The 9,734-nt window shown below is 38.3% G+C and carries 8 protein-coding genes; 4 read left to right on the top strand and 4 right to left on the bottom strand.

Annotated features, from left to right (window positions below; all coding sequences use genetic code 11):
• Positions 1-135 precede the first annotated feature (135 nt).
• Positions 136-1,485, bottom strand: a complete 1,350-nt coding sequence (locus tag QZY09_RS13170; RefSeq protein ID WP_295673069.1) for a Gfo/Idh/MocA family oxidoreductase — start codon at positions 1,483-1,485, stop codon at positions 136-138.
• 172 nt (positions 1,486-1,657) lie between these two features.
• Here QZY09_RS13170 and QZY09_RS13165 point away from each other — a divergent pair, with 172 nt between their 5' ends.
• From QZY09_RS13165 to QZY09_RS13150, 4 genes are all read left to right on the top strand, one after another.
• Positions 1,658-1,879: a hypothetical protein gene (locus QZY09_RS13165; protein ID WP_295673068.1), complete on the top strand. Its 222-nt coding sequence runs from the start codon at positions 1,658-1,660 to the stop codon at positions 1,877-1,879.
• A gap of 352 nt (positions 1,880-2,231) precedes the next feature.
• Complete coding sequence (locus tag QZY09_RS13160) at positions 2,232-2,777, top strand: hypothetical protein (protein WP_295673066.1); 546 nt, start codon at positions 2,232-2,234, stop codon at positions 2,775-2,777.
• A 352-nt stretch (positions 2,778-3,129) separates the two neighbouring features.
• On the top strand, positions 3,130-4,863 hold the full coding sequence (locus QZY09_RS13155; protein ID WP_295673064.1) for an SIR2 family protein: 1,734 nt from the start codon (positions 3,130-3,132) through the stop codon (positions 4,861-4,863).
• A 5-nt stretch (positions 4,864-4,868) separates the two neighbouring features.
• Positions 4,869-6,269 carry a hypothetical protein gene (locus QZY09_RS13150; protein ID WP_295673063.1) on the top strand — a complete coding sequence of 467 codons (1,401 nt, stop codon included), beginning with the start codon at positions 4,869-4,871 and terminating at the stop codon, positions 6,267-6,269.
• Positions 6,270-6,275: 6 nt separating this feature from the next.
• Here QZY09_RS13150 and QZY09_RS13145 read toward each other — a convergent pair whose 3' ends face one another.
• The 3 genes from QZY09_RS13145 to QZY09_RS13135 form a co-directional block, all read right to left on the bottom strand.
• Positions 6,276-6,947 carry a hypothetical protein gene (locus tag QZY09_RS13145; RefSeq protein WP_295673061.1) on the bottom strand — a complete coding sequence of 224 codons (672 nt, stop codon included), beginning with the start codon at positions 6,945-6,947 and terminating at the stop codon, positions 6,276-6,278.
• A gap of 11 nt (positions 6,948-6,958) precedes the next feature.
• A complete protein-coding gene (locus QZY09_RS13140; protein ID WP_295673059.1) occupies positions 6,959-8,011 on the bottom strand; it encodes a restriction endonuclease PLD domain-containing protein in 1,053 nt (350 codons plus the stop codon).
• A gap of 147 nt (positions 8,012-8,158) precedes the next feature.
• Entirely contained in the window at positions 8,159-9,028 is an 870-nt protein-coding gene (locus QZY09_RS13135) for a hypothetical protein (protein WP_295673058.1), read from the bottom strand.
• Positions 9,029-9,734: the final 706 nt, after the last annotated feature.

The raw sequence follows: 9,734 nt of genomic DNA, 5'->3' as shown, positions 1-9,734 counted from the left end.
GGTTCTCAAAGTCGAAATTCATTATAATTTCTTCTATCTCAGGATGCATAAAAAAAGGCAAAAATTTGATCTTTGCCTTTATACGTTAATGGGGCCGTATTTGTTTAGTAATTCAGCCCCGGTTATGTAAAAAAATTAAAAACCGCTGTCATCCAGCGCAAAAGAATTTTTTCGGGTTGCCCATTTGCCTTTGGTAAAGTCAGGGAAGGCCTGCGGCATATTGCCTTCGGCTATTGATTTTTCTGATAATGGTGTAATAGCGCTCATCGTAACCGAATCATAAACATCAATTGGTGTTTGCCTGCCCTGTTTTACGGCCTGCACAAAAGCGTTAAACACAAACCAGTCCATACCGCCATGACCTGCGCCCTCGGCATTGGTTTCGTATTTTTTCCAAAGCGGGTGATCGTACTTTTTAAACCAATCATCTTCTCCGTCCCATTCGTCTTCTTCTTTGCTGTGGTGTTCAATATAAACGCTTTTGGCGACATCCATCCAAAGCCCTTTGGTGCCCTGAACCCTGAAACCAAGCGAATATGGCCTTGGCAAATGGGTATCATGCGAAAGCAAAACAGTTTCGCCATTTGCACAATTGATCATCGTAGTAATCACATCGCCATTTTTGTAATTGATCTTTGCATTTTTGTTACCGGGGGCCAATTCTTCCACGTAGGCTGCCAAACCGCGGGCCTTTGAGCTGAAAGATACCAGGTTGGTAAAACGGTTGCCTGCATTGATGTCCGCATAATGCATCAAGGGGCCAACGCCATGAGTTGGGTAAATATCTGCATTGCGGTCTACATTGAATTGGGTACGCCATTGTGCTTCACTTAAGGCATTCGGACCGAATTCAACCCCGTGGCCCGCAAAATGCTTACCATCATTAAACAGCACCTCGCGCAGGTTATGCTGGTAGCCACCTTCATAATGGATCATTTCGCCAAAAAGGCCCTGCCGCACCATATTTAAAACAGCCATCACATCCCGGCGATAGCAAACGTTCTCCAGGGTCATATAAGGCATACCTGTACTTTCGGAGGTATGCACCAGCTCCCAGTGATCATCCATGCTTAAGCCGGCTATTACCTCGCAGCCAACATATTTACCAGCCTTCATGGCATCGATAGCCTGCGGATGGTGAAACTGCCACGGCGTTGCGATGATGACAGCATCAATGTCTTTTCGGTCCAGCAATCGTTTATAAGCGTCAAGGCCGCCGGTATACTCCTGTGGTAATGATTTCCCGGCTTTTGTGAATTGTTCGCGGCAATATTTCAATGAACTTTCCTGGGTATCGCAGATCGCTACGATATCAACGTCGTCGCGCAGCAACCCTTCGCCTATATGGCTGCGGCCACGAAGGCCTACACCAATATAACCCAGCCGCACTTTATCCTTATTGGATGCAAAAAGGCTCCCGGCCGGCAATAATGTTAAACCTGCGGCTGCAATTGAACTTTGTTTAATAAACGTTCTTCTTTCCATAATTTTTACTTTGACAATTTGTTGATTTGAAGCTATGCTGTTTTAAAAATAATAATGGTATCTCAAAATAAGCCATAAAATTTTAAAGAATTTATGCGATTGATAAATTAAAATTTGAAATTTTTATACCTTTACCGCCGTAATCAACATCCTTGCGGTTAATCATAATACAATGAAAAAATTCAGCATACTTCTTTTTATAGCAGGCGTAATCGTAACCATCGGTTTAATTATCTATTACAAATCGGTAGTTAATGTAGTTGATTCCGATTCTATGACGATAAGCCCTAACGGCGACATGGTTGCTAAATGGCCTATATTTGTAGGCATCATCATGGTATTTGTTGGCGGTGTGTTTTTCTACGTCAGCAAATACGGTAAGAAAGTCGACTAAATTCTCAGGCATCACCCCGCTGGCCGCTTTTAAAATCAAATTCACCGCGGTTTAATGATAAGATTCAGAAAAAGGCTGTCAGCAAGCTATTTTATACCGGAAATTAAAACCAGGATCGGCTAAAGAAAGCTAAATAAGCTGTCAGGTAAATACCGCCTTTTTTACCGTAGATGCCTGTTTGCGAAACCAAAACGCTACGGTCACGCTCAACGTTTCCGCAAGCCTTCATAATCGTACACCTAAAATAGGTCAGGATACACTCATCAACGAACAAAGTTTAATTCGTATAAATTCAAAATTCTATTTTAAACCATCGCTGTTTATTATTGTCAAACCTGCAATAATCATCCGCATGAAAAAAATAGCCTTGTTTATATTATTGTTTTCCGTTGGTAAAGTCTTTGCCCAGCGTACCAGCGATTTTACCAGCAGCAGCCCCGGAAAGTACAACGACAAACGCACGGTTAATGACAACAAAAAAGTAACAGACGATGCCGATTACAGCCAGATCAGGATCATTGACACCACCCAGGAGATTCGCGCTGACGTGCTGCCATTTAAAACCGAACCTAAAATAAAAAACGACCGTTACTATTTCTGGTACTTAAATAACAAGATCCATTCAACCCAGGGCGGCTATAACGGGCAGTTGTTAAACGGGCATTATATTTCTTTTTATCCTGATAAAAACTTAAAAGAAGAAGGCTATTTTAAAAGAGGCCTTAAAGACGGCGAGTGGAAAACATGGAACCCCAACGGCGACCTCACCGCAGTTACCAACTGGAATGAGGGTGTTGCAGTACCTGACAGCCAGCAACCCTTCTGGAAAAAATTACCTTTTGTTAATAAGAAAGATCAGCAGCAACAGCAAACTTCAAAAACAGGGGACGGGAACTAGTTATTTGGCAGGAAATTTAGATAATAGTCAATAAAAATCAAAAGCCTCAAGACTTTCGACTTGAAACTTTGTTTTCCACGCAGGGTCTCCGAAGGGACCCTGCGCCGCGTGCTTGGGTGAGAGGCGTCTCTATTCGTGTATTTTGGCTGCCAAGCCGGGCCGGGGCTGCCGGGTGAGGCGGAAATACAGCGCAGGGGGCTGTTGGAGATACTGCGACGACGTAAAATCGAAATGTTTTACTTTCTTTCAATTTGAACCGCATTATTTTTAAACTAAAAATTTCAGTTTAATATCTTTTTTACAATTTCTATTTAACTTGCGTTCTTTCTCACATTATTTTAAAACCTTGTCGGTGGCAATATCATTATCTGAATTTGTTAAATTTTACCCTCTGAGAGCAAGTGGTTTGGCTTGGCTATTTGGTGCTGGAAGTTCAGTATCTGCGGGAGTTCCCTCTGCTTATGATCTTACTTGGGACTTCAAAAGACGAATATATTGTGCTGAACAAGCGTACCCATTGTCTTTGTTTAGTAATTTAACGGATTCAGGGATAAGAGAACAGATACAGAATTATTTTAATACACAAGGAAATTGCCCTCCTTTTGATAGTTCCGAAGAGTATTCTTTTTATTTTGAACGTGCGTTTTCGTCAGCAAGAGATCGAAGTGAATATATAGCAAAACAAACCTCCGGGATGCAATTAACTTATGGACATAAGGTGATGGGCATCTTAATGAAACACGGGTATCTAAACTTGATTTTTACTACCAATTTTGATAAGGCTTTTGAAAATATTGCAAGTTCACAATTTCAAAAACTTGAAAGTTGGTATGCTGCTGATTTAGATAGTGGGAATAACGGCATCAAGTTTTTCCAAACAGGAAAACGGCCACTCATTGTAAAACTTCACGGCGATTACTTTTCAGATAAGATTAAAAATACCACGAATGAACTTCAAAGTCAGGATAAAAAACTGCGAGACATTTTATCTATTTCTTTAGATACAAACGGGCTCTGCGTAATGGGTTATAGCGGTAGAGATAAATCGATAATGGAGGTTCTTAACGAATCAGTAAATAAATCAAGTTCTTTTTCAAACGGATTATTTTGGTTCACAAGAGCAGGCAGTCAACCGTTAAAAGAAGTTGTAGACTTGATTGATGCAGCAAAATCAAACGGCAAACAAGCGGAAATTGTAGAAATCGAAACTTTTGACACAGCTTGGGCGGATTTAATCAAGGGGTTTGACAATATACCCCAAGAGGATTATGAAAATCTAAACCAACATTATCACAGAATAATTAATCAACCGCTTCCTGATTTTGGGCGAAAATATCCACTATTGCGATTAAATGCCATCCCTATTTTGGATTACCCCGCAACTGCAAGATTATATAAATGCAATGCTGGTAATACCAAAGATATAAAGGAGCATATTACTAAAAGCGGAACGCCAATATTGGCAATAAGAAAACAAGCGGGAATTGTTGGTTTCGGCTCTGATGACGATTTCAAGAAAGCTTTCAGTGACTATGGCGATTACGATACCGAACTATTTCAAATAACCGAAAAGGATCTCATGTATGATGATTCTTCTATGAAAGGTTTGATAACAGCATCCTTGTTGAAGGCATTAGTTGAGGGTAAACCATTTAGATCATCGAAACGACGGGAAAGGCATCTTTTGTTTCCTGACCCCAAGAAATTATTAGACCCGATCTTCAACCCGTTAAAAACTGTGCTAGCAACAATCTCAGGTACTGTACCAAGATCACGTTTGACGTGGGTTGTGGCTCTTGAAATAAATATCCAATATGTTTTATCAAAACCACTGCTTATACTTACTCCAACTATAATTGCCTCAAAAGCATCGGAGCGAGCCGAGAGTAAACTTGTTGCCCCATTTGTTAAGGAATTTACAGCCCGGTGGTACAATCTGAAATATGATACAATCCTCAATAGTTGGCTGAATGTTTTGTTCGGTACAGACAAAGAAATTACTATTACAGCCTACCAAAGGCCGATTAGCGGAATCAATGCTTCATTTAAGCTTTCAAGAAGTACGGCATTTACTAAATCCCATTAAAATCGATGGAATTCCCTGCATATCAAGTCATACCTGAACCTAAGCTTACATTTGAAGCTTTGTCAAATGCTCAGGACATTCACCCTTTAAAAGGATTAAGAGCTTTTAATCCTTTTTCAAGCAAATTAAACCCAATCGGAAAAATAAGAATTGCGGCAATTTATCCAGAGGGTTCTTATCAAATACTTGAAAACCTTGTTCGGGAACTTCATTCCACCCACGTTCCGAAAGAAAGGCCTAATTATTTAGAAGAATTTACTGGAATTGAAACCATATTCAAGACAAAGGCTGAATTAGTTACAGAGAGTCTTTCTATATCGTTACGAACGGAAAATGTCTTTAAAGAGGGCGTTCAGCCTTATGTTTCCTTGAGTGAAGCGATAAGCGGTGCTATCAGGGAAATGGCTAAAAGAGTGTTAGATTATGATGTATTAATGATCTATTTGCCGGAGTATTGGTCGCCCGGATTTGAAGACCTGATTACAGGCTTTGATTTACATGATTTCATTAAAGCGACGACAGCTATACAAAATATTGCCAGTCAGGTTTTAAGAGAAAGCAGTGCGATAAAATATAAATGTAGATGTAGTGTTATGTGGCGGTTATCCATTGCATTATACGTCAAAGCTGGAGGTATCCCTTGGAAATTGTCTTCGATAGATCAAAATTCTGCATTCATTGGATTGAGTTACGCAACCCGGCTAAACCCCAATACTAATCAATATGATTTTACAACATGCTGTAGTCAAGTATTTGATGCGGATGGCACAGGGTTGGAATTTATAGCTTATGATGCGACAGAGATCGAGGCAAGAATTGGAGACAACCCGTTTTTGTCACGGGCGGAAATGAGAAAACTGATGTCCAGAAGCTTGGAACTTTATCAACGAAAACACGCGGGCAAAAGGCCCGAAAGATTAATCGTACACAAAACTACCCATTTTACGAAGAATGAAATCGATGGAGCGTTCGACGCGATCCCAGGAAACATTAATCTCGAACTTTTACAAATTGTGCAAGACACGAATTGGAGAGGGATTCATTACATTGATAAAGCGGGAGTAAAAGGTGCAGATAATTTCCCACTCAACAGAGGTTCATATGTTCAAATAGGGCCGCAGGAGGTTTTATTATGGACGCAAGGGAATGTTGTATTGAATAGTAAGAATTTTTTTAAAGAGGGCAAGAATATACCATCGCCAATTTTGGTTAGGCGCTTCGCGGGCGACGGCGGTTGGGACAGGAATTGTCAGGCAATACTCGGTTTAACAAAGATGAACTGGAACCATGACGCATTGTATGACCGCTTGCCGGTTACATTAGGGTATGCGCATTCTTTAGCTACCACGATAAAAAGGATGAATAAATTGATTAACAAGCCATACGAATTTAGATACTTTATGTGATGTGCATTATATCACCTTAATTAATTTAAGAATACTTAATATTGATTTACCTTGTCCTAAAACTCTTTTAATGTTACCAATCTGTTTTATTTTTTTAACACTAAGTTCAAGTTGGTCGAAGATTTCTTTGTAATTTTCTTTATAATCATCATCGATCGCTTCAAGAGCATCACACGCCGCACTAATATATTTTTTTAGTTCCAAAAATGACTCTTCAATCAATGTGGCTCTTAAACTAATTATTAACGCATCAGTGATTTGCTCGTTATTTACTTGGAAAAATAAGAGTGCCGGGTAAGAAACGGAAATAGTATCGCCAAAATATCGGTTTATAAATGTGTTAGTACTAATCGAAGGATTTTCGAAGCTGGGAATAGCAGTCGATATTTGAATAAGGTTATCATTTTGATAAGATGTTCTCGCACGCACTCGTCTCTTTACTTTGGAATGGATACTAAAAACTGTTAGATGCTTTCCTGATATTTCATTAAGAGCCATCCAGTAATCTCTATCATTTAATACTTTCGACAATTGAGGGTTTTCCAGATCATATAATATAAATGCAAACGCCATCGCACGTTTTTCGTTTTTATGTTCTTGGCAAATTTGTAAGAAGTGTTCCGAAAATGACTCGTAACTGTGTCCTTCATCAAGGCTATTATGGTAGATATGATACATGCGTTTTGTTATTATTGAGTTTCTGCTATTTTTTGGTCTATTAGTTGAACTTTATCAATAAGAAATTTTCCAAACTCCGAAGTGATATTTAATTTGTCAGCACTGCGCATTAAACTGCCATAACAGTTCATTCCACTTGGCGTTATATTAAAGAGTTTTTTTGCAAGAACTTCATCTTTTTGATTTGTAATTGTTATCTTATGTAGGTGCCATTGATCGCCGTAGTAGGGGGTTAGGTTTTCACCGATAATAAAATATGGCCACCTCGTGCTACCGCTCGGCTTAAAGTCTGATACGACCCGATAAACGGATAATATATTTCTGTGTCCAACAGCATAAGCAATTATAATATGCCCTTGTTTAATTCCAGTTGGTCTTTTTGAAAAGTGAAGATTGGAATGAAAAGAATTAAATGACTCACCCCATGGAATAATATCTCCAGTAACACCTATTGGCTTGAGCCAATAAATAGTTTTAACAGGAATTTGTAACGGGTTGGGTTTCTTTTTTAGCAACTTTTCAAGATTCAAGTCGACTTCTTTTTTGCCTTTTTTTATAGGTGTTTTCTCAAGCTCCTTTTTGAAGACTTTTACTTCTTCTTCTGTTAATGGCTGGAGAGTTATCCGGTCGAAAAGGCCTACAGCCATTTGTTCAATTAAACTCTCTTCATTTATACAAACGCCCCATTCATTGTTAAATTCTAAACCAAACTTATTGAAATTGGCAGAGGTAATAATCGCTTCTCTAAATTTACCTTTATTACTTCCGATATAAACTTTACCATGAAGTACATTATCAATGAGAATTTCGATATTGATACTGTGTTCCTTCCCAAATTCATACAGACAAACAAAAAACCCCACCTTCTCATATTGATCTCTCGTAAACTCCCTCAATCTTGTGATAAGTGTGATTTTTTTTAAATGTCTTAATTCATCGAACGGGAAAAAGCTAAGATCCGCTGAAATAAAAGGACTTACAATTATTATTTCATCTGAACATTTGAAACAGTCTGCTACTTTTGAACGATGATTGGGGCCAGGACGATTGTTGATTATCTGCAATGGAAAAGTGTTAGGTTCTTACAAATATACTGTTATCGCGTACAAATTTAAGGAAAACATGCCAAATTTACACAAGCTAAGCTTGATAATGCTTTTAATTGCTTTGGAAGATTATCTCATGGGAGTCTTATAAGATTTTGGTATCATTTATTGGTTAGCCATTTTCCTTTTTGTGTCAATTTCGTTAATGATATTTTCATATTCATACAAATTTGCGTGTTGGAATTGTAACATCTCTTCGTTTTCAAATCGTTCGAAATCGTCGAAGTGCCTGTATCCTAATAAAAAAGTTTCTTTGACCTCTCCATTTTCATCATGCGCTTGAATAAATATCCTTTCTACTTGTTCGTTATAAAATTTTCTTATTAAAATCGAGTAGATTATTATTCCTCTATGGGTTAGATAGGGGACTAATAAATCATTCACGGCTTCAGGAAATCTTAATTCGCTGGTCACAACCCCTTTGCCATATTTTATCTTTTTTTGGGGATTATATTTTTTCTTATCAGGGAATAATGTGTGAACAATTTTGGTGTCTTTATAGGTTAAAAGATGATATTTTTGCGGTTCTTCATTAGAAAAACTATACATGCCAGTAAACATATCAAATACATCAGGCCGTTTGTTTTTAGACGAATTTTTGTTTCCAATACAAAATATGTTTTCCGCTATTTCAATGTAATTGACAAACGGCATCATTTTAGGATTGAATTTACTCGGATCATCTAACTTAAATAAACCATCATCACCCTCTCTCCAATAATTTTGAAATGAAAAATAGCCATGCCGGTCTTTCAGATGGTTGTAGCCTGTTTCTGCATTTCCTTCAACAAATATCAATTGTTTGTTTTTAGAAATTGTTAAAATGGTCGTTTCGGTTGCTTCGCCGCTAATGAACATTCCACCTAAATATTGATCGATATTTAATTCCGCTTCTTGAATTATTGCAGATATGTCGCTTTCTGAAAATATCTTTTCAACGGATACATTCAAAGGGTTTATGTTGTATTCACTCATATTCACAAGTTTAAGGTACTAATATAATTAGTAAAACGTAAGTTCTAATTTTATTGTGTGCCTTTTTTTGGGCTACAAAGTCCTAAAATCTTCCCGATATTTATACACGTGAATCTCCACACCTCCTATATTAACCTTTACGACGTGGCCGCCATGGGCATCCTGTTTACCGGGCTGAATTTTGCTTTTTTGTTAGGGTTCACCAAAAAGATAAACCGCTCGTATCTTAGGCATCGATACACGGTTGCCGCTGCAGCTTTCGTTGGCATTTGGCCCGCTTATATATTTCTATGTATTGAAATTTACCCCCGCCGGTTCAAGTGTCCCACTTCAACCCAAACCCCTGTCAGCGTCCCGCTGACGTATCCCAAGTGTAAACTCATTTCAGGACCTGGGTGCAGTCCTGAAACAGGAAATAATTGATTATCAGTAAATTGCATCAATGTCGACAAAAAAGCAAATTTAATATTAGTTGATTATCAACCACTTAGCCAAGTTGGACGAGTTGCTAAAAGATGAAACACACTGATAATGAACGTGTTTCACACTGTTCCGGGATGTTCCGCGTGAGTCGTACTGGAAAAGGTTGTCACTTTTTTTTATAAAGTTAAGACTATTTGTTGCTTGTTTGTCGTGTTAGGATGTGGGGAACGCAGAGCGTTCTCCACATCCTAACACGTTTTTCTTTTTTTGCTTCTTTTTTTCT

This window comes from uncultured Mucilaginibacter sp., assembly GCF_903913935.1.
Lineage (GTDB): Bacteria > Bacteroidota > Bacteroidia > Sphingobacteriales > Sphingobacteriaceae > Mucilaginibacter.
The sequence above is the reverse complement of the archived record's forward strand: the minus strand, read 5'-3'. Positions and strand labels throughout refer to the sequence as shown.

Excerpts from the sequence above, each read along its gene's own strand:
- QZY09_RS13145 (WP_295673061.1), bottom strand. The coding sequence starts at position 6,947 with ATGTATCATATCTACCATAATAGCCTTGATGAAGGACACAGTTACGAG.
- QZY09_RS13150 (WP_295673063.1), top strand. The coding sequence starts at position 4,869 with ATGGAATTCCCTGCATATCAAGTCATACCTGAACCTAAGCTTACATTT.
- QZY09_RS13170 (WP_295673069.1), bottom strand. The coding sequence starts at position 1,485 with ATGGAAAGAAGAACGTTTATTAAACAAAGTTCAATTGCAGCCGCAGGT.
- QZY09_RS13135 (WP_295673058.1), bottom strand. The coding sequence starts at position 9,028 with ATGAGTGAATACAACATAAACCCTTTGAATGTATCCGTTGAAAAGATA.
- QZY09_RS13165 (WP_295673068.1), top strand. The coding sequence starts at position 1,658 with ATGAAAAAATTCAGCATACTTCTTTTTATAGCAGGCGTAATCGTAACC.
- QZY09_RS13160 (WP_295673066.1), top strand. The coding sequence starts at position 2,232 with ATGAAAAAAATAGCCTTGTTTATATTATTGTTTTCCGTTGGTAAAGTC.